The organism is Iodidimonas sp. MBR-22, from assembly GCF_029946565.1.
In the GTDB taxonomy this organism is placed as follows: Bacteria; Pseudomonadota; Alphaproteobacteria; order Sphingomonadales; family Rhodothalassiaceae; genus Iodidimonas; species Iodidimonas nitroreducens.
In genome coordinates this window covers 260,026-278,638 of sequence record NZ_JARKVQ010000001.1, presented here as the reverse complement: position 1 = coordinate 278,638, position 18,613 = coordinate 260,026, and the positions used below count along the sequence as shown (strand labels likewise).

The following is an 18,613-nucleotide window of genomic DNA, read 5'->3' as shown; positions in this document are numbered from 1 at the left end:
ATGGATCTTACCATCTGGACATATGAAGCCCCGCCCCATGTGGGCGCCATGCGCATCGCCACCGCCATGCGCGGGGTGCATTATGTGCTTCATGCGCCGCAGGGCGATACCTATGCCGATCTTTTATTCACGATGATCGAGCGCAATAAAACCCGCCCGCCGGTGACCTATACCACCTTCCAGGCCCGCGATCTGGGCAGCGATACCGCCAATCTGTTTACCACCGCCTTAAAGCAGGCCTATGAACGCTTTCAGCCGCAGGCGATTTTGGTGGGATCATCCTGCACCGCTGAATTGATTCAGGATGATCCGGCGGGTCTGGGCCGGGCCTTGAATCTGCCGGTGCCCATCATTCCTTTGGAATTGCCATCCTATCAGCGCAAGGAAAACTGGGGCGCTGCGGAAACATTCTATCAGCTTGTCCGCACTCTGGCGGCCCCGGCAAAAAGCGATGCGGCCGATGCGCCGGCAAAAGCGGATCGGGCACCACGCTGCAATATTCTTGGCCCCACGGCTTTGGGCTTTCGCCATCGCGATGATCTGGCGGAAATTCGCGGGCTTTTAACATCCATGGGGATCGAGATTTCCGTCACCGCCCCCCTTGATGCCACGCCTGCCGATCTCGCCCGTTTGGGGGAAGCGGATTTCAATGTCGTTCTTTATCCCGAAATCGCCGATAACACGGCCCAATGGCTCAAGCGCAGCTTTGGCCAGCCTTTCACCAAATGCATTCCCATCGGGGTGGGGGCGACCTGTGATTTCATCCGCGAAGTGGCGGCTTTGGCCGGGGTTGATGCGTCGGCGCTTTTGGCGGACGACCGTTCGCGCCTGCCATGGTATTCGGCTTCCATCGATTCCAATTATCTGACCGGCAAGCGGGTCTTTATTTTCGGCGATGCCACCCATGCCGTGGCAGCCGCGCGCATTGCCTCTAAAGAACTGGGCTTCACCGTTGCTGGCCTCGGCACCTATTCCCGCGAATTTGCCCGCGATGTGCGCGCCATGGCCGAGGAACTGGGGATCGAGCCTTTGATCAGCGACGATTATCTGGCGGTCGAAGCCGCGATCATCGAAGCCCGCCCCGAACTGATTTTAGGCACCCAGATGGAACGCCATATCGCCAAGCGTTTGGGCCTGCCCTGTGCGGTGATTTCGGCACCGGTGCATGTGCAGGATTTCCCGGCGCGCTATTCCCCGCAAATGGGTTTTGAAGGCGCCAATGTTCTGTTTGATAGCTGGGTGCATCCGCTGATGATGGGCCTTGAGGAACATCTTTTGGGCATGTTCCGCGATGATTTTGAATTTTCCGATGATGCCGCTCCATCGCATCTGGCGGGCGAAGGGGCCCGGCGGAACGAGACCGACGACAGCAAGGAGCACACCCCCCAAGACCTGGGCTGGAATGATGAAGCCGCCCGCGAACTGCGCAAAATTCCGTTTTTCGTGCGTGGCAAAGCCCGCCGCAATACCGAGATTTTTGCCCGGGATCGCGGCCTGACAATGATCAACCTGGATGTATTATACGATGCCAAAGCGCATTTCGGACGATAAGGCCAAGCGGTCTGTCCGCATGGTCATCATCACCCTTGATAGCCACCTGTCTGCCTCGGCGGAGCGGGCGGCGGCGCGGCTGCAAACGATCTGTCCCGGTTTTTCTCTCAGCCTTCATGCCGCCGTGGATTGGGCCCACAGCCCGGCAGCGCTGGAACGCTGCAAAGCCGCCGTGGCCGAAGGCGATATCATCCTCGTCACGATGCTGTTTCTGGAAGATCAAAGCGAGGCCATCCTGCCGGCTTTGCAGGCCCGCCGCCCCCATTGCGATGCGATGATCGGCATCATGTCATCGGGCGAGATCATCAAGCTCACCCGCCTTGGCCGTTTGAACATGGATGGCTCGGGCAAGGGGCCTTTGGCGCTTTTGAAAAAGCTGCGGGGCAAGGGTGGCAAATCCCAATCGAGTTCGGGCGCCGGGCAAATGGCCATGCTGCGCCGCTTGCCCAAAATTCTGCGCTTCATCCCCGGCACGGCTCAGGATCTGCGCTCTTATTTCCTGACCATGCAATATTGGCTGGCGGGCTCCGAAGACAATATCACCCATATGGCCGGTTATCTGATCGGCCGCTATGCCACCGAAGGCCGCGCCGCTTTGGGCCAAAGCTACAGCCCGAAAGAGCCGGTCTGCTATCCCGATGTGGGGCTTTATCATCCCCGGATGGCAAAAGCCGCAAAGGGCGATCAGGGCCTGCATGGCCATCGGATGAGCGAAGATTTGAACGACCTGCCCGCTTTTGCGGCGAAATCCGAACAGAAATCCCAAACCACAATGGGCACGGTGGGGCTGATCGTGATGCGATCCTATGTGCTTTCGGGCGATTGCGCGCATTATGATGCCGTGATCACCGCCCTTGAAAGCCGGGGTTTGCGGGTGATCCCGGCTTTTGCCAGCGGGTTGGATTGTCGCCCGGCGATCGAGCGCTTTTTCATGGACAAGGGCGTGGCGACCATCGACAGCCTGTTATCCCTGACCGGTTTTTCCCTTGTTGGCGGCCCGGCCTATAATGACAGCACAGCCGCAGCGGATATACTGGCCCGGCTGGATGTGCCCTATCTGGCCGCTCATGCGGTTGAATTTCAATCCCTTGAGCAATGGGAACAGGGCGAAAGCGGCCTCACCCCGATGGAAGCCACGATGATGGTGGCGATCCCCGAATTGGATGGGGCCACCGGACCGATGGTGATCGGTGGCCGGGGCCATCGCCTGAGCCAGGGCGGCAAGGCGCAAAACCCAAGCGCTGGGGATCGCCACATGATCGCCCAGCCAGATCGCATCGACAGGCTGGCGGATCGCGTGGCCCATCTGGTGGCCCTGAAACGCAGTGAACGGGCCGAGCGCCATCTGGCCATCGTGCTGTTTAATTTTCCGCCCAATTCGGGCAGCACCGGCACAGCGGCTTTTCTATCGGTGTTTCAATCTCTTTATAACAGCCTGAAGGCCCTTGATGCCGCAGGTTACAAGGTGGAATTGCCCGCCGATGTGGATGCCCTGCGCGATCAGATTCTGATCGGCAATGCCGCCCGCCATGGGGCCGAAGCCAATGTGGCGGTGAAAATCAGTGCCGATGATCATGTGCGCCGCGAACCCTATCTGGCTGAAATCGAAGCCCAATGGGGCCCCGCACCGGGCCGCGCCCAAAGCGATGGGCAATCGATTTTTGTGCTGGGGGCGCATTTTGGCAATGTCTTTGTGGGGGTGCAGCCTGCCTTTGGCTATGAAGGCGATCCCATGCGCCTGCTCTTTGAAAAAGGCCTGTCGCCCACTCATGCCTTCAGCGCCTTTTATCGCTATCTGCGCGACGATTTCAAAGCCCATGCGGTTTTGCATTTCGGCACCCATGGGGCTTTGGAATTCATGCCCGGCAAACAAACCGGGATGACCGCTGCCTGCTGGCCGGATCGGCTGATCGGCAGCCTGCCCAATTTTTATCTTTATGCCGCCAATAATCCTTCGGAAGGGGCGATTGCCAAGCGCCGCTCGGCAGCCACCCTGATCAGCTATCTCAGCCCGGGCATTACCGAGGCGGGGCTGTATCGCGGTTTGAGCGAATTGAAAGAAACCCTTGATCGCTGGCGCAGCCTTGATGGAACGCGCCAGCCCGAGCGCGATGCGTTGGCCGAATTGATCCAGATCCAGGCAATGGAGCTCGATCTGATCACCCCCGATACCCCCTTTGATGACAAAGAACGGGCGATTGCCGGGATCAAGGCCAGCATCCATGAACTGGAATATACCCTCATCCCCCATGGCCTGCATCAAATTGGGGTGCCCCATGAACGGGCCGAACGGCGCGATCTGCTGGCGGCCATGTCCAAAACAGCCCAAGGCACCGCGCTGGCCGATGATCTGCTCGATGCCCTTGTGGATGGGGCCGGTCCTGATCGCCTCTACAGCTTTGCCAGCGAGCAACAGGCCCGTGATCCCGAATGGCAGGCGCTTCTCACCCGGCTGCATCATGCCAATGCCATGCTGTGTGATGATCATGAATTGCCCGCGCTGGTCCATGCCCTTGATGGCGGCTTTGTGAAGCCGGTGGCGGGGGGCGATCTTTTGCGCACATCGGATATTCTGCCCACCGGGCGCAATATCCATGGCTTTGATCCCTTCCGCATTCCCAGCGCCTTTGCCATGATCGATGGGCAAAAACAGGCCGATCTGCTGATCCAGCGTCATCGCGAAGATCATGGGGCCGCGCCCCGATCTGTGGCGATGGTTTTATGGGGCACGGATAATCTGAAATCCGAAGGCGGGCCGATCGCGCAGGTTTTGGCGCTTTTAGGGGCGCGGCCACGGTTTGATAGCTATGGCCGGCTGTGTGGGGCCGCCCTCGTGCCCTTGTCGGAATTGGGGCGTCCACGGATCGATGTGGTGGTTACCTTATCCGGCATTTTCCGCGATCTTCTGCCCTTGCAAACCCGCATTCTGGCCGAAGCCACCTGGCTTGCGGCTTCGGCCGATGAAGCCCCTGAGGATAATCCCATCCGGGCTCACAGCCTTGCCTATCAGGCTGCCCATGGCTGCGATCTTGAAACCGCGGCTTTGCGGGTGTTCAGCAATGCCGATGGGGCTTATGGGGCGAATGTCAATCTGATGCTGGATAGCGGCTGCTGGGATGATGAAGACGAACTGGCGGAAACCTATACCCGGCGCAAATGCTTTGCCTATAACCGCAAAGGGGAAGCGGCCCCGCAATCGGCCCTGCTCGGCGCGATGCTGAAAGATGTGGATCTCACCTATCAAAATCTGGATTCCGTGGAATTGGGTGTTACCACCATCGATCATTATTTCGATACTTTGGGCGGGATCAGCCGGGCCGCCAACCGCAACCGCGCTCAACCGGTGCCGGTTTATATCGGCGATCAAACCCAGGCCACCGGCAAGGTCCGCAGCCTTGATGAGCAGGTGAGCCTTGAAACCCGCACCCGGGTGCTCAATCCGGTGTGGTATGAAAGCATGCTCGATCATGGCTATGAAGGCGTTCGCCAGATCGAGGCGGCGCTCACCAATACGGTTGGCTGGTCTGCCACCACGGGCAAGGTGCAGCCCTGGGTCTATCAACAATTGACCCAGACCTTTTTGCTCGACGACGCCATGCGCAATCGCCTGGCCAAACTGAATCCGGCGGCTTCGGCCAAAATGGCCAACCGCCTCCTTGAAGCCCATGAGCGCAAATACTGGACCCCTGATGCCGCCACCCTCGCTGATCTGCAAAGAGCAGGCGAGGATCTGGAGGATCGGCTGGAAGGTATTGGCGCAGGAGTAGCCGCATGACCACCGCAACATTGACACGATCCGCCCGCCCTGATGGCGAAGGCAGCGTTCAGGTCAAGCTCGATCCATCGATGAAAATCGAGGGAGCCAAGGTTTTTGCCATCTATGGCAAGGGCGGAATCGGCAAAAGCACCACCTCGTCCAATCTTTCGGTGGCCTTTTCAAAGCTGGGCAAACGGGTTTTGCAGATTGGCTGCGATCCCAAGCATGACAGCACCTATACCCTGACCAAAAAACTGGTGCCCACGGTGATTGATGCCCTTGAACAGGTGGATTTCCATGCCGAGGAACTGCGCGTCGAGGATTTTGTGTATGAAGGCTATAACGGCGTGATGTGCGTCGAGGCGGGCGGCCCCCCGGCGGGCACCGGCTGCGGCGGCTATGTGGTGGGGCAAACGGTCAAGCTTTTGAAAGAGCATCATCTGCTCGAAGATACCGATGTGGTGATCTTTGATGTGCTGGGCGATGTGGTGTGCGGCGGCTTTGCCGCCCCCCTGCAACATGCGGATCGGGCGCTGATCATCACCGCCAATGATTTCGATTCGATCTTTGCGATGAACCGCATTCTGGGGGCCATTCGGGCCAAAGCCAAAAATTATGATGTACGTTTGGGCGGCTGCATCGCCAATCGCAGCGATGAAACCGATCAGATCGACAAATTCAATGAACGGGTGGGCCTGAAAACCATGGCGCGCTTTCCATCCCTTGATGTGATCCGCCGCAGCCGTTTGCAGAAATCAACCCTGTTTGAAATGGAAGACAGCCCCGAACTGGCCGCCGTGCAAAAGGAATATATGCGCCTTGCCTCGGTTTTATGGGCTGGGGTCTCGCCCCTAGAAGTGACCCCGGTAAAGGATCGGGATATTTTCGATCTGTTGGGATTTGAATGATGGCCAGCAACAGCTATATCGCCCGGCGTGGCCTGCTTTTGGATTATTTTGATCGCACCGCCGCCGATGCCTGGGCACGGATCACCTCTGATGCCCCGGTCAGCGCCATTCGCCAAACGGTCAGGGCCGGACGCGATGAGATGCGCCGCACCCTGCTCGATTGGATGCCCGCTGATCTGAGCGGATGCCGCGTGCTGGATGCCGGCTGCGGCACCGGAGCTTTGGCTTTGGAAGCCGCGTGCCGGGGCGCCCATGTCACCGCCATCGATCTTTCACCCACCCTGATCGGCATTGCCAAAGAGCGCATGGCCCAAAATCTTAGCGAGGATATGGCCACCCATCCCCAAAGCGGCAGCATCCGCTTTCTTTCGGGCGATATGCTCGATCGTCGCCTGATCACCAGCCCACAGGATGAAGCCCGGCCCTTTGATTATGTGGTGGCGATGGATTCGCTCATTCATTATCAGATCGATGATCTGCTGGCGGCGCTGGCCGCGCTGGCGGCTGTTTCTAAAGGCCCCGTTTTGTTCAGTTTTGCGCCGCGCACCCGGCTTTTGGCGATGATGCATCTGATGGGCCGGTTGTTTCCCCGGGGCGATCGCGCCCCGGCCATCGAGCCGGTGGCCGAACGGATGCTGATCGACCGCATTCTGACAGACGCCCGTCTGGCAGATCACGGACCGCATCGCACCCGGCGGATCAAAAGCGGTTTTTACATCAGCCAGGCGCTGGAGGTGACCCGCCGATGAGCAGGCAGCGCTTTTCCATAGTGCAGGGCTGGACCCGGATCGGCACGCAATTTCTGCCTTTTGCCGATGCGGCAACGGCGGATTTGCCCCTGCCCCGGCTGCTGCGATTGGCGCTGTTCCAAATCAGTGTCGGCATGGCTTTTGTGCTGCTGAATGCCACATTGAACCGGGTGATGATCGTTGAATTGGGCGTGCCCGCAAGCCTTGTGGCGATCATGATCGCTTTGCCCCTTGTTTTTGCCCCCTTGCGGGCTTTGATCGGCCATCGTTCGGATCATCACCGCTCTTTTCTGGGCTGGAAGCGGGTGCCCTATATCTGGATGGGCAGCTTGCTGCAATTTGGCGGCTTTGCGATCATGCCCTTTGCTTTGCTCATTTTATCAGGCGATACCCATGGCCCGATCCTCATCGGTCAGGTGGGGGCGGCTTTGGCCTTTTTGCTGGTGGGCGCGGGCCTTCATATCACCCAAACCACCGGCCTTGCCCTTGCCACCGATCTGGCACCGGAGGCCAGCCGCCCCCGGGTAGTGGCCCTGCTTTATGTGATGCTGTTGCTCGGCATGGTGGCCAGCGCCCTGATCATCGGGGCCTTGCTCGAAGATTTCAGCCAATTGCGCCTCATTCAAGTGGTGCAGGGTGCGGCGGTGATCACCATCCTGCTCAATCTGGCGGCTTTGTGGAAGCAGGAAGCCCGCGATCCGAGCCGCACCGCTTTTGATCAGCCCCGCATTCCTTTTCAGGCTGCATGGAAAGAATTCGTGCGGGAAAACCGCCCGACCCGTTTGCTGACTGCCATCGGGCTGGGGGCGGCGGCTTTCGCCATGCAGGATATTCTGCTCGAACCCTATGGCGGTGAAATTCTGGGCCTTTCGGTCAGCGCCACCACCAGCCTCACCGCCCTTTTGGCGGGGGGCACTTTGGTGGGCTTCTTCCTTGCCGCCCGCGCCCTTGATCAGGGGGATGATGCCTGCCGGATCGCCGCATTCGGGGCGATCATCGGGCTGGTTGCCTTTCCATTGGTAATTTTATCCCAACCCTTTCAATCGGTGCTTTTATTTCAGGCCGGCACCACGCTGATCGGCTTGGGCGGCGGCCTTTTTGGCGTTGGCAGCCTGACGGCGGCCATGGCTTTGGCGAAAGACGGGCAAAGCGGGCTGGCGCTGGGGGCTTTTGGTGCGGTGCAGGCCACCGCCACCGGCCTTGCCATCAGCTTTGGCGGCCTCGCCCGCGATGTGATTGGCCATTGGGCCGAAAGCGGCGCTTTGGGGGCAGCGCTCAACAGCCCGGCCACAGGCTATATGGCTGTTTATCACATTGAAATCATACTGATTTTTGCAACGCTCATCGCTATCGGGCCGCTGGTTCGCCACAGCCTGAAAGCCCACGAAACAGATCAAACGAAATTCGGACTTGGGGATTTTCCCGGCTGACCCGAAGCCAAGGAGGACGATATGGAACCCGGTGCCATCACCAGCTCGCTCGATGTAGCGCAAATGGTATTATATGCATTCTGGCTATTTTTTGCGGGGCTGATTTTTTATCTGCGCCGCGAAGACCGCCGGGAAGGCTATCCTTTGGAGCGCGATAATGGCGCGCTTGAAGATCACGGCCTGATTTGGGTGCCCGAAAAACCCAAAAGCTTCAAGCTGGCCCATGGCCCGGTACGCGAAACCTTCAGTGGTCTTCGGGATAGCCGCAGCCACAAGCTTGAAAAACGCTATGCCTTTGAAGGATCACCTTATGATCCCACCGGCGATCCCATGGTCGATGGCGTGGGTCCGGCTTCTTATGCGGAACGCCATGATCATCCTGATCTCACCATCGATGGCATGCCAAAGATCCTGCCTTTGCGGCTGGCTACAAGCTTTTATCCCGCAGCCGAGGATAATGATCCCCGGGGGATGACCGTTTATGGCGCCGATGGCAAGGAGGCCGGGGTGATCAGCGATCTTTGGGTGGATTGTTCGGAATATCTCGCCCGCTATCTTGAGATCGAAACCACGGATGGAGGTGGCAGCCTGCTGCTCCCCATCAATTTCGCCCGCATCCGTGGCCCGAAGGGCTATTTCGCCCGGCTTTCAGGCATCAATCCGGTTCAGCCCGGGGTTTATGTGCGGGCCTTGCGCGCCGATCAATTCCAGGCTGTGCCGCGCACCGCTTCCCGCGATCAGGTGACCTTGCTTGAAGAAGACAAGATCTGCGGTTTTTACGGTGGCGGCCTGCTTTATGCGACACCCGACCGGATGGAGCCATTGATATGAGCGAAGACGATCATTTCGAGCCGGTTTATGGCCTGCCGGAAAAGCCCCCCGCCGATGAACATATTCTGTGGCAGGGGGCCCCTCAGACCAAGGCATTGGCCCGCCATGCCTTTCATATCCGATTGGTTCTCGGCTATTTCGGGATTTTGATCCTGTGGCAACTGATCAGCGGCATTGCCGACCAAAGCCCCTGGGCTGACACCATGCGGCTATCCGCCCTTTTGCTGATCCCGGCTGTAATCGGCGGCGGCATCTTATGGGCTTTTGCCTGGGGCACGGCCCGCACCACCGCCTATACCATCACCAATCGCCGGGTGGTGATGCGCTGCGGAATTGCACTATCGAAAAGCATCAATATCCCCTTCACTGTGATTCAATCCGCGGCCAAGCGCACCCATTCCGATCACAGCACCGATCTTGTGCTGAGCCTCGAAGGAAAAAACCGTCCGGCCTTTTTCCTGCTGTGGCCCCATGTGCGGCCATGGCGGATCAATCGGCCCGAACCCATGCTGCGTGGTTTATCGGATGGGGATCAGGCCACGCGGATTCTGGCCCGGGCTTTGGCCGATTTTCACCAGCAAGAGCAAAGCGCCCCCACCAGTGAAAGCCAAAAGGCCACCCAAAGCCGCAAGGCCGAAAAATCCGGGGCTAAGGCCCGTGATCGGCTGCGCGGCTTTGCTGCGGCGGAATGAAGGAGAGACATCATGGCCACCCATCAGCACGGCACCACAGAGAGAATCGAGCATTTCCCCCGGGTTTTTCTGCTGGCGGCAGCGGGGCTGATCGGGCTGACCATCCTGACCGCAGCCCTGAGCCGGTGGACCGGCAGCTATCATATCGCCCCGCCGGAAGCCGAACTGATCAGCAGCCGCAGCCTTTATTTCGCCGATCATGAAAGCGGCGCGGTGATCGTGACCGATGCCGCCACAGGGCAGGAAATCGCCCGGCTCGAAGCCGGTGGCCATGGCTTTACCCGCGCCATGATGCGCAGCCTGGCACAAGAGCGGATGGCCCATGGCATCAGCGCCCAAACGCCTTTCCGCCTGAGCCTTTGGGCCAATGGACGTTTATCCCTGCAAGACCCCGAAACCGGGCGGCTTGTCGATCTCAATGCCTTTGGACCCACCAATGCCGGGGCCTTTGCAGTTTTGATGCCATCGGCTGGATCGCTTCCAAATAGGACCGCACAATGAAGAAAAACAGCGCCAGAAATCTTTCTGTCCCCTGCCGGATCGCGGTGGAACGCAGCCATGACAGCCTCCATGCCCATGTGCTTTTAGGGGGCGGGATCGAGATCAATCCCGGTGATGTGGTGCAGGTTGCGGGCGATCCCATCGAGGCCGCCCATAACAGCCGTTTTTTATTGCGCCGACAGGCTCATGTGCAGCGCGCAGGCTGGCTGGCCCGGCAATGGGCGTGCTTTACCGCCATTTTTGAAATTACCGGCCTTTATGAGGTGAGTTTTTCCCCGAGGAGGAAGCCATGAGCGGCCAGAACACCCCCAATGAAACCACCCGCATGGCGCAGGAAAGCACCATGCTCAGCCCGCGCTTTTACACCACCGATTTCGAGGTGATGGATCAGCTTGATGTGAGCCCGGTGCGCCGGGAATGGGATCAGTTGATGGATCGCTTTCGCAAAGATCCCAACAAGGATCATTTCAAGCGCAGCGCCGAATTCGATCAGGTCGATATCGATGCCATGCCCGATGGCCTGCGCCGGGAATTCATCGATTTTCTGGTCAGTTCGGTCACATCGGAATTTTCCGGCTGTGTGCTTTATGCGGAAATCAAGAAACGCGCGAAAAATCCCGATGTGCGGGATCTGTTTCGCTATATGAGCCGGGATGAAGCCCGCCATGCCGGATTCATCAATGATACCTTGCGCGATTTTGGCATCGGCGTTGATCTGGGCTTTTTGACCAAGGCCAAGAAATATACCTATTTCAAGCCGAAGTTCATTTTCTATGCCACCTATCTTTCAGAAAAAATCGGCTATGCCCGCTATATCACCATCTATCGGCAATTAGAGCGTCACCCGGAATTACGCATCCATCCGATTTTCAAATGGTTCCATGAATGGTGTCAGGATGAATACAGCCATGGCGAGGCTTTGGCTTTGGTTATGCGCGCCAATCCAAAGCTTTTGAAAGGCCATAATCGCTTGTGGATTCGTTTTTTCTGCCTCGCGGTTTATGCCACGATGTATGTGCGCGATCATAATCGCCCCTTGTTTCACAAGGCTTTGGGCCTTAGCCCCCGCGATTATGACATGCAGGTTTTCCGCATTACCAATGCCATTTCCCAGCAGGTTTTTCCCTTGAGCCTTGATCTTGATCATCCGGCTTTCAGCGCAGGGCTCGAACGCCTGCGTCGCTATGCCGATCAGATGCAGGATGCCCGGGAAAAGGGCGGCGTATTTTCTTTTGTGAAACGCATGGGATTGGGGCTTTTAACGGCGGGCACCTTCGCCCGGCTTTATTGTTTACCAGTGAAACGCCATGATCTGCCGCAAAATGTGCTGATGGCCCCGGCTTGGTGAGGACAAACACGTGCTGACCCATCCCGCAGCATTGATTTTTTACGCTCTGTTCCTTTGGTGGTTCAGCACCGGGCTTGTGCTGTTTCTCAATCGCCGGAACCCGCACAGTTTTCCGGCTGCGATGGCGGGCGGCACCGTTCTGTTTGCTTTGGCCCTTTATGGGGTTGGATATAGTGCGGGCAGCACATCGGTTGCATCCACCTATATTGCCTTTGGCTGCGGCCTGATCGCCTGGGCCTGGCAGGAATTAAGCTTTTATCTGGGCTATATCACCGGACCAAGGCGGGTGCTGTGCACCCCGGGCTGCCGGGGTCCGCGCCATTGGGGCCATGCTTTGGGGGTGAGCCTTTATCATGAACTCTCAATCCTGATCACCGGGCTGGCGCTGTTCTGGCTGACATGGGATCAGCCCAATCAACTGGCCTTTCATCTGTTCGTCCTGATCACTTTCATGCATCAAAGCGCCCGCATCAATGTGATGCTGGGGGTGCGCAATGTCAGCGCCCATTGGGTGCCCGCGCATCTGTTTTATCTTAAAAGTTTTCTCAAAACCAAAGACATGAACCCGTTTTTCCCGATTTCGCAGCTTCTGGCTCTGGCGATTTTATGGATTTTGATCGATAAAGCCGTGGCTGCCCCTGCGGGTTCTTTTGCCCTGATGAGCGCCACCGCCCTTTCCGCCATGGCCGCCCTGGCCATCATCGAACACTGGTTTCTCATTCTGCCTATACCGCTGACCGCCTTATGGCGCTGGTGGGAACAGCGTGAGGCCCCATCGTCCAAAACGAAAACCGATAGTTATCCACTCCGCTCCATCGCATCCGATTTTACAGCTCCTAAAGCTGTTGCTGGCGATGCCAACAGAAACAGCCATGGACCTGAAGGCCCTTTGGCACCAAGTCCATCCGGGAGACCATGATGAATTACGATGAATTTTTCCGTGCCGAGCTGCAAAGCCTCGCCGATGAAGGCAATTACCGCCATTTTGCCGAGCTTGAACGCAGACAGGGGGATTTTCCCCGCGCCCGCCATCATCGCCCGGATGGGACCAAAGAAGTTACCGTGTGGTGCTCGAATGATTATCTGGGCATGGGTCAGCACCCCGCCGTGCTCAGCGCCATGCACGAAGCCATTGATCGCTGCGGCGCCGGTGCAGGCGGCACCCGCAATATTTCCGGCACCACCCATGATCATGTGATGCTGGAACAGGAACTGGCCGATCTGCATCATAAGCCCGCAGCCCTGCTCTTTACCTCGGGCTATGTGTCGAATTGGGCGGCCATCACCACTTTGGCCTCGCGTCTGCCCGGCTGTGTGGTGCTCTCGGATGCGGGCAATCATGCCTCGATGATCGAAGGCATTCGCCACAGCCGCGCCGAAAAGATCATTTTCAAGCATAATGATCCCCAGGATCTGGAACGCTGCTTGGCGCAGATCGACCCCAAGCGGCCCAAGATCGTGGCGTTTGAATCCGTATATTCCATGGATGGCGATATCGCCCCCATCGCCAGAATTTGCGATGTCGCCGAAAAATACGGGGCCATGACCTATCTGGATGAAGTGCATGCGGTGGGGCTTTATGGCCCGCGCGGCGGTGGCATTGCCGAACGCGAAGGCCTGATGGATCGGATCACTTTGATCGAGGGGACTTTGGGCAAGGCTTTTGGCGTGGTGGGGGGCTATATCGCCGCATCCACCGAATTATGCGATTTCGTTCGCAGCTTTGCATCGGGCTTCATTTTCACCACCGCCCTGCCCCCCGCCTGCGCTGCCGCCGCCCGGGCGAGCATCCAGCATTTGAAACAAAGCAACAGCGAACGCGAGCGCCACCAGAACAGGGTTGCGGCCGTGCGCCGCCAGCTTGATATCATGGGGGTGCCGCATCTGAAAAACGACAGCCATATCGTGCCGGTGATGGTGGGCAACCCCGTGAAATGCAAAATGATCAGCGACCGGCTGTTGCAGGATTATGGCATCTATGTGCAGCCGATCAATTATCCCACAGTGCCCAAGGGAACCGAAAGGCTGCGCATTACCCCATCACCCGTGCATAGCGATGAAGATATCCGCTATCTGATGGAAAGCTTAGGGGCAATCTGGTCTGAATGTGCCCTTGCCCGGGGGGTGGCCGCCGCCTGAAACCGTCACCCGAAGCTCGCTGTCATCGCGGCTTTGCCTGCCGATCAGGCTCAGCCGCGATTGAGCCACCAGATGCGCGCATTCAAAGCCATCGCAAAGCTGCCCCAGAGTGCATAAGGAACGAGCAGCCAGGCCGCCAGCGGACTAAGGGGATAAAACAGGGCGATCATCAGCAAAACCGAAAGCCACAGGCAAAACAGCTCGATCAAGGCCAAGCCAATGCGGTGAAGGCCGAAAAAAACCGCCGACCACAAGCCATTGAGCACAAGCTGCAGGCCATAAACCGACAGCGCCAATGCCCCCGCTCCGGCAAAGCCCGCCTGTTTCCAGACCAGCCAGCCGGAAAAGGCGATCATCAGATATAAAATGCTCCACACCGGCGGAAACAGCCAATCAGGGGGCCGCCAGCGCGGCTTTTCCAAGGCTTTATACCAATCACCGGGGCGAAAAAAGGCCCCCGAGCTGGCTGCGATGAAGCATAAAAGCAGAAACCCGCCCAAAACCAGATACTCGCGCATAAGCGCTCCTTCATGCCGAACATAGTACTCAGCATGGGCAACGAACCCCCTGATGGCAAGCCTGATCCATCAATCCCGGAATTTCCATGGCTCGGCAAGGGGATGGCCCGTTCATTCCTTTATGGCCGCCAGCACATCGCGAATAAAAACATCGAGCTTGAAACGATCCCCACGGGCCGGATCATAGCCGCGCCGAATGATCACCAGATTGCGCGAAGGGATCACCACCAGATACTGGCCGCGATTCCCCAAAGCCGCGAAGCTATCGTTTGGAATATCGGGAAAGCGTTCATTATAAAGCCACCATTGCGCCCCATAGCCCGGGCTGACCCCGCTGCCACCGCGATCAAGGGGCGGCTGGCCGGGGGCGGGTGTTGCAACATATTTTGCCCAGCCCTCGGGCAAAATCCGTTCCCCATCCCAAACCCCATCATTGAGATAAAGCACGCCCAGCCGCGCCAGATCGCGAGCCGTGGTCCAGACCTGACTGGAAAGGACGAAATCACCCCGCCAATCGGTTTCAAGCGACGTGTGGGTCATGCCGATTTTATAGAGCAGTGTTTCAAAGGGAAAACGCAGGAAAGCCGCATCATCACCCATCGCGCCGCGCAGGGCCCGGACCGAAAGCAGGGTATCATTATTGGCATATTTCCACCGTTTTCCGGGGGGCGCTTCAAGGGCATATTCCGTGGCCGTATCGGTGATGGCCCCACCGCCCATATACAGGCGATCGGTGCGGTTGCCCGCCTGATTGCTATCCAGCCCGCTGGCCATGTGCAAAAGATTTTCCAGCGTGATCGCCCGGCGCGGATCGGCGGGATGGCTCCATTCCGGGATGGTTGCAGGGGCTTTCACTTCCAGCATGCCCTGCTGAACGGCGGCACCCAGCACGCTGGCGGCGATGGATTTGGCCACCGACCAGGTGCGCTGGGATGTCGTTGGGGTAAAGCCCTCGATATAATGTTCGCTCAGGATCGCTTCGGGCGTTGCCACCATCACAGCCGATGTCAGGGCATCGGCCCCATAGCGGGCATCCCCCTCGATGGCCGCCCGCATGACTTTATCCAGTGCCTGATGGCCGCTTTCGCCATTGATCGGCGCTTTTTTCTGCCAAGGGGCCCCATCATCGGTGCGGGCATCAGGTTCGGGCAGATCGATGGCGGGCAGATAGGCTGCGGCAGAGGCCTCTGCCCCTACGGGAAGCTGCACACATCCCAGATGCGGACGCCATTGGGAAATCCGGGGCGGCATATCGGGATCATAATGCACGCTGACCCGCTTTTTTTCGGCATCGATCTCGGCATCTGGCAATTGCGCCACAAGATCAGCAACCAGTGGATAGATCCCCGTCAGCTCATGGGCCTTGATCTGCGCCAATGTCTTGCCCCCATTGAAGCTGGCCGCACAGGTAAAATGTGCCTTATATCCCGCAGCATAGGCCCGCACCGTTGCCTCGGTCTCGGTTTCCTGAGCCATGGAAAGGGCTGGTGCCATCAGGACCAGACCCAGCACACCCCTCATCAGATAGCGCGTCCGCATGTTTCCTCTCCCTCCACCATCAGCCTTTTGCATGATCATAACCCTATTCTGACACCACCCGAAACCAAACGCGGACGGGCGCGGGTCAAAAGACCATCGCCATCGATCTGGCTGGCAATGGCTTTATCGAAAACATTCTCGGCCGAGACAAAAAGCTCGGTCGTCTCGGTTAATTCATAAAAAACAGCCGCATCCAGGGTAAAGAACCCTGAAAGTGTCCGGCTGCCCAGATCATCTTCAAAGCGATCGCCTTCGGTCCGTGCGCTCAGGCTCAAACGCCAGGGCAAAGACGGTTCCCAGCGCAGATCAAGGGCGGCACTGTGCTTGGCGCTTTGGGCCAGACGATTCCCCGCCAGCGCCGGAAAATCATCCGATTGCGTGATCCGGGCATCGGTAAACAGATAGCGCGCCACCAGCGCCAGATCGCCCGGCAGCGCCGCCCGGGCTTCCAACTCGATCCCATCGGCGATGATGCGTTCGATATTCTGCCGCTGACGCAGGCTGCCGCCAGCCGGCACAAACCCTGCGGGCGGAAAAACACCCGGGCCTTCGGCCAGCGTTATATTGCCCACACCATTTTTCAGCCAATTTCGGAAATAGGTGGCCGAAACGACCACGCCATCCGACAGGTTTGTCTCCAAACCCAGTTCGGTTCCATAAAGCCGTTCGGCTGTGAGATTGGGATTGGCTTCGGTTATATCATTTCCAACCCGAAACGGGCGAAAGAATTCATTGATCGTGGGCAGGCGAAAACCGGTATAGCCCGACAAGCGCAGGCGCAGCTTTTCATGCAGCCGATAGGCCAGACCCAGCCGCCCATTGACAAGCGTATCAGAACGATCCGTGATCGCATCATCGCGCAGGATGGTGCCATCGGCCCGATCACTTTCCTGCAGGAACCCATCAAAGGTTTTCCAGTAATCCAGCCGCACGCCACTGCTGATTTCCAGCCGCTCGGTCAGGCTTCCGGCATATTCCACCCAGCCCCCGATCAGCCACTGATCGCCGCCCGCCTGTCTGAGCCGGGTAAAGCCATCACCCAGATTGCGAAACAGTTCATTGGTCGTGCCTTGAAGCCTGCGCAGATCCGTGCCGAATTCCAAAACGCCATCCTCTGCTATGGGCAGGCGCAGAATGGCATTGCCCCCCATCCCTTCAGCCGGCACATCGAATTGATCGAGCACCTGACGTTCCAGCGACCGCGCTTCATCCAATACAGCGGCAAAGCTATTGGCGAAATCGCGATCATGATACCAGCCGATGATTTCAAGGCTTGGCCCCAACCTGCCGCCATCGATCACCAGCCCCAGCGAAAGATCCAGCGCATCGGTTTTATTGGTGGAGAGCGCCATGCCATTCACGCTGTCTTCCCGAAACCAGCCAATACGCCCGCGCAAGATGGTGCTATCCGCAATCTGCCATTCGCCCCGGGCATCGATACTGCCCGTTTCCAGGGCCGCTGGCACATCCACCGGCCCGCGCTGATCTTCGGGGCGGAGATTAAAGCCATCGCTATTGAAATAACGCCCCGAAAGCGAGAAAGCCGTGGCGCCGATCCGATCACCCAATCCGGCAGAAACATCCACCGTACCGAAATTGCCGCCACGGGCTTCACCCCACAGATCGAAATCTTCCGGCATCCGGCTTTCCAATTGGATATGACCGGTCAGCGCCTGATTGCCCATGGCCCCGGCACCACCGCCACGCTGGATTTCCACCGCGCCAATCCGCGCCGGATCAATCGCCGACCAGGTGACCCAGCCGCCAAAAGGATCATTCAAGGGCACCCCATCAAGGGTGACCAGCGCGCGCCCGGCACCATTCGGGCCGATTCCGCGCAAAGTTACACCCTGGGTAGTAGGATGCGCCGCCAATGACGAGGCCCGACGAAACAGTGTCACGCCCGGCACATCAGTGAGAATGCGATCCAATGTCGTTGCCGGGGCGTTGCGCAGATCGCTGTATTCCAGACGGGTCATCGACCAGGCTGCGCGTGCGGCCGGGTCTTCCAGCCTTGTGGTGGTGATTTTAATCTCTGCGATGTCTTCAGAAGAATGGGCCTCAGACAAACTCGCGGCCATCCCAATGCCGAACAAAGCCATGGCCATAACCATAGTCATCATCAAAGCATGCACATCATGGGGCCTGATCAAGATCACACATAACTCCCGAAAGTTCCTATCCCGTTTTTTTTGAACCGGGCGGATCACAGGCTGATCTTGAAACTAGGGAAAAGAAGTGGTGCCCAGGGGCGGAATCGAACCACCGACACTGCGATTTTCAGTCGCATGCTCTACCAACTGAGCTACCTGGGCACAAACCTCGAGAAAAACCGCCGAACCGTTGATGAAGGCAAAGCCCCCGCAAACACAGCCGAAAAGCGTTTCTGGTGGCCGCTTATAGGCAATCGGATCGCCCCTGTCCAGAGGCTGTTGATGGAAAAAGTCCATCCTCGTCATCAAAGCCGTTTATGGGGGTAACTCCCGCCAGAACATAATGTTCGCCAAACCAGCGCGACAAATCGATTTTGGCGCAGCGATCCGAGCAAAAGGGCTTGTGTTCGCCGGAACAAATCGTCTTGCAGATGGGGCAGCGAGCCTTTTTTGTGGCCTTTGATGCGGTCATGATCCGATCTGTCCTCTCGCTTGCG

Annotated in this window: 16 protein-coding genes and 1 tRNA gene; 12 read left to right on the top strand and 5 right to left on the bottom strand. The window is 58.1% G+C overall.

Annotated features, from left to right (window positions below; translation table 11 throughout):
- From bchB to hemA, 12 genes are read left to right on the top strand one after another with little or no spacing between them, the layout of a single operon-like run.
- Positions 1-1,551, top strand: coding sequence for a ferredoxin:protochlorophyllide reductase (ATP-dependent) subunit B (bchB, locus tag QK300_RS01320; protein ID WP_281299784.1), 1,551 nt, complete (start codon positions 1-3; stop codon positions 1,549-1,551).
- Complete coding sequence (locus QK300_RS01315; protein WP_281299785.1) at positions 1,514-5,326, top strand: magnesium chelatase subunit H; 3,813 nt, start codon at positions 1,514-1,516, stop codon at positions 5,324-5,326. The genes bchB and QK300_RS01315 overlap by 38 nt, the downstream gene beginning before the upstream one ends.
- On the top strand, positions 5,323-6,216 hold the full coding sequence (gene bchL / locus QK300_RS01310; protein WP_042083838.1) for a ferredoxin:protochlorophyllide reductase (ATP-dependent) iron-sulfur ATP-binding protein: 894 nt from the start codon (positions 5,323-5,325) through the stop codon (positions 6,214-6,216). Before QK300_RS01315 ends, bchL begins: the two co-directional genes overlap by 4 nt.
- Positions 6,216-6,965: a magnesium protoporphyrin IX methyltransferase gene (gene bchM, locus QK300_RS01305; RefSeq protein ID WP_281320802.1), complete on the top strand. Its 750-nt coding sequence runs from the start codon at positions 6,216-6,218 to the stop codon at positions 6,963-6,965. The genes bchL and bchM overlap by 1 nt, the downstream gene beginning before the upstream one ends.
- On the top strand, positions 6,962-8,395 hold the full coding sequence (locus QK300_RS01300; RefSeq protein WP_281299787.1) for a PucC family protein: 1,434 nt from the start codon (positions 6,962-6,964) through the stop codon (positions 8,393-8,395). Before bchM ends, QK300_RS01300 begins: the two co-directional genes overlap by 4 nt.
- A gap of 21 nt (positions 8,396-8,416) precedes the next feature.
- On the top strand, positions 8,417-9,226 hold the full coding sequence (puhA, locus tag QK300_RS01295) for a photosynthetic reaction center subunit H (protein ID WP_281299788.1): 810 nt from the start codon (positions 8,417-8,419) through the stop codon (positions 9,224-9,226).
- The gene (puhB, locus tag QK300_RS01290; protein WP_281299789.1) at positions 9,223-9,918 is read left to right on the top strand and encodes a photosynthetic complex putative assembly protein PuhB; all 696 of its coding nucleotides are present in this window, start codon (positions 9,223-9,225) and stop codon (positions 9,916-9,918) included. The genes puhA and puhB overlap by 4 nt, the downstream gene beginning before the upstream one ends.
- 12 nt (positions 9,919-9,930) lie before the next feature.
- Complete coding sequence (gene puhC / locus QK300_RS01285; protein WP_281299790.1) at positions 9,931-10,419, top strand: photosynthetic complex assembly protein PuhC; 489 nt, start codon at positions 9,931-9,933, stop codon at positions 10,417-10,419.
- A complete protein-coding gene (locus QK300_RS01280) occupies positions 10,416-10,712 on the top strand; it encodes a hypothetical protein (protein ID WP_281299791.1) in 297 nt (98 codons plus the stop codon). Before puhC ends, QK300_RS01280 begins: the two co-directional genes overlap by 4 nt.
- Positions 10,709-11,767 carry a magnesium-protoporphyrin IX monomethyl ester (oxidative) cyclase gene (gene acsF / locus QK300_RS01275; RefSeq protein WP_281299792.1) on the top strand — a complete coding sequence of 353 codons (1,059 nt, stop codon included), beginning with the start codon at positions 10,709-10,711 and terminating at the stop codon, positions 11,765-11,767. The genes QK300_RS01280 and acsF overlap by 4 nt, the downstream gene beginning before the upstream one ends.
- 10 nt (positions 11,768-11,777) lie before the next feature.
- Entirely contained in the window at positions 11,778-12,686 is a 909-nt protein-coding gene (puhE, locus tag QK300_RS01270) for a putative photosynthetic complex assembly protein PuhE (protein ID WP_281299793.1), read from the top strand.
- Positions 12,686-13,906: a 5-aminolevulinate synthase gene (hemA, locus tag QK300_RS01265; RefSeq protein ID WP_281320801.1), complete on the top strand. Its 1,221-nt coding sequence runs from the start codon at positions 12,686-12,688 to the stop codon at positions 13,904-13,906. The genes puhE and hemA overlap by 1 nt, the downstream gene beginning before the upstream one ends.
- A gap of 50 nt (positions 13,907-13,956) precedes the next feature.
- Here the strand turns inward: hemA and QK300_RS01260 are convergent, their stop codons facing one another.
- The 5 genes from QK300_RS01260 to yacG all read right to left on the bottom strand — a co-directional run bounded on the left by QK300_RS01260 (position 13,957) and on the right by yacG (position 18,588).
- Positions 13,957-14,424: a TspO/MBR family protein gene (locus tag QK300_RS01260; RefSeq protein ID WP_042083857.1), complete on the bottom strand. Its 468-nt coding sequence runs from the start codon at positions 14,422-14,424 to the stop codon at positions 13,957-13,959.
- Positions 14,425-14,535: 111 nt separating this feature from the next.
- Entirely contained in the window at positions 14,536-15,963 is a 1,428-nt protein-coding gene (locus tag QK300_RS01255) for a serine hydrolase (RefSeq protein WP_281299795.1), read from the bottom strand.
- Positions 15,964-15,998: 35 nt separating this feature from the next.
- The gene (locus QK300_RS01250; RefSeq protein ID WP_281299796.1) at positions 15,999-18,086 is read right to left on the bottom strand and encodes a TonB-dependent receptor; all 2,088 of its coding nucleotides are present in this window, start codon (positions 18,084-18,086) and stop codon (positions 15,999-16,001) included.
- Positions 18,087-18,202: 116 nt separating this feature from the next.
- Positions 18,203-18,278, bottom strand: a tRNA-Phe gene (locus tag QK300_RS01245).
- Positions 18,279-18,360: 82 nt separating this feature from the next.
- Positions 18,361-18,588: a DNA gyrase inhibitor YacG gene (gene yacG, locus QK300_RS13585; RefSeq protein WP_348651788.1), complete on the bottom strand. Its 228-nt coding sequence runs from the start codon at positions 18,586-18,588 to the stop codon at positions 18,361-18,363.
- Positions 18,589-18,613 lie beyond the last annotated feature (25 nt).

What these genes read in the sequence shown, in the direction of transcription:
- bchB (WP_281299784.1), top strand. Translation starts at nt 1, where the DNA reads ATGGATCTTACCATCTGGACATATGAAGCCCCGCCCCATGTGGGCGCC.
- QK300_RS01315 (WP_281299785.1), top strand. Translation starts at nt 1,514, where the DNA reads ATGTATTATACGATGCCAAAGCGCATTTCGGACGATAAGGCCAAGCGG.
- QK300_RS01300 (WP_281299787.1), top strand. Translation starts at nt 6,962, where the DNA reads ATGAGCAGGCAGCGCTTTTCCATAGTGCAGGGCTGGACCCGGATCGGC.
- QK300_RS01250 (WP_281299796.1), bottom strand. Translation starts at nt 18,086, where the DNA reads ATGATGACTATGGTTATGGCCATGGCTTTGTTCGGCATTGGGATGGCC.
- QK300_RS01255 (WP_281299795.1), bottom strand. Translation starts at nt 15,963, where the DNA reads ATGCGGACGCGCTATCTGATGAGGGGTGTGCTGGGTCTGGTCCTGATG.
- hemA (WP_281320801.1), top strand. Translation starts at nt 12,686, where the DNA reads ATGAATTACGATGAATTTTTCCGTGCCGAGCTGCAAAGCCTCGCCGAT.
- puhB (WP_281299789.1), top strand. Translation starts at nt 9,223, where the DNA reads ATGAGCGAAGACGATCATTTCGAGCCGGTTTATGGCCTGCCGGAAAAG.
- acsF (WP_281299792.1), top strand. Translation starts at nt 10,709, where the DNA reads ATGAGCGGCCAGAACACCCCCAATGAAACCACCCGCATGGCGCAGGAA.
- bchM (WP_281320802.1), top strand. Translation starts at nt 6,216, where the DNA reads ATGGCCAGCAACAGCTATATCGCCCGGCGTGGCCTGCTTTTGGATTAT.
- QK300_RS01280 (WP_281299791.1), top strand. Translation starts at nt 10,416, where the DNA reads ATGAAGAAAAACAGCGCCAGAAATCTTTCTGTCCCCTGCCGGATCGCG.
- QK300_RS01260 (WP_042083857.1), bottom strand. Translation starts at nt 14,424, where the DNA reads ATGCGCGAGTATCTGGTTTTGGGCGGGTTTCTGCTTTTATGCTTCATC.
- puhA (WP_281299788.1), top strand. Translation starts at nt 8,417, where the DNA reads ATGGAACCCGGTGCCATCACCAGCTCGCTCGATGTAGCGCAAATGGTA.
- yacG (WP_348651788.1), bottom strand. Translation starts at nt 18,588, where the DNA reads ATGACCGCATCAAAGGCCACAAAAAAGGCTCGCTGCCCCATCTGCAAG.
- bchL (WP_042083838.1), top strand. Translation starts at nt 5,323, where the DNA reads ATGACCACCGCAACATTGACACGATCCGCCCGCCCTGATGGCGAAGGC.
- puhC (WP_281299790.1), top strand. Translation starts at nt 9,931, where the DNA reads ATGGCCACCCATCAGCACGGCACCACAGAGAGAATCGAGCATTTCCCC.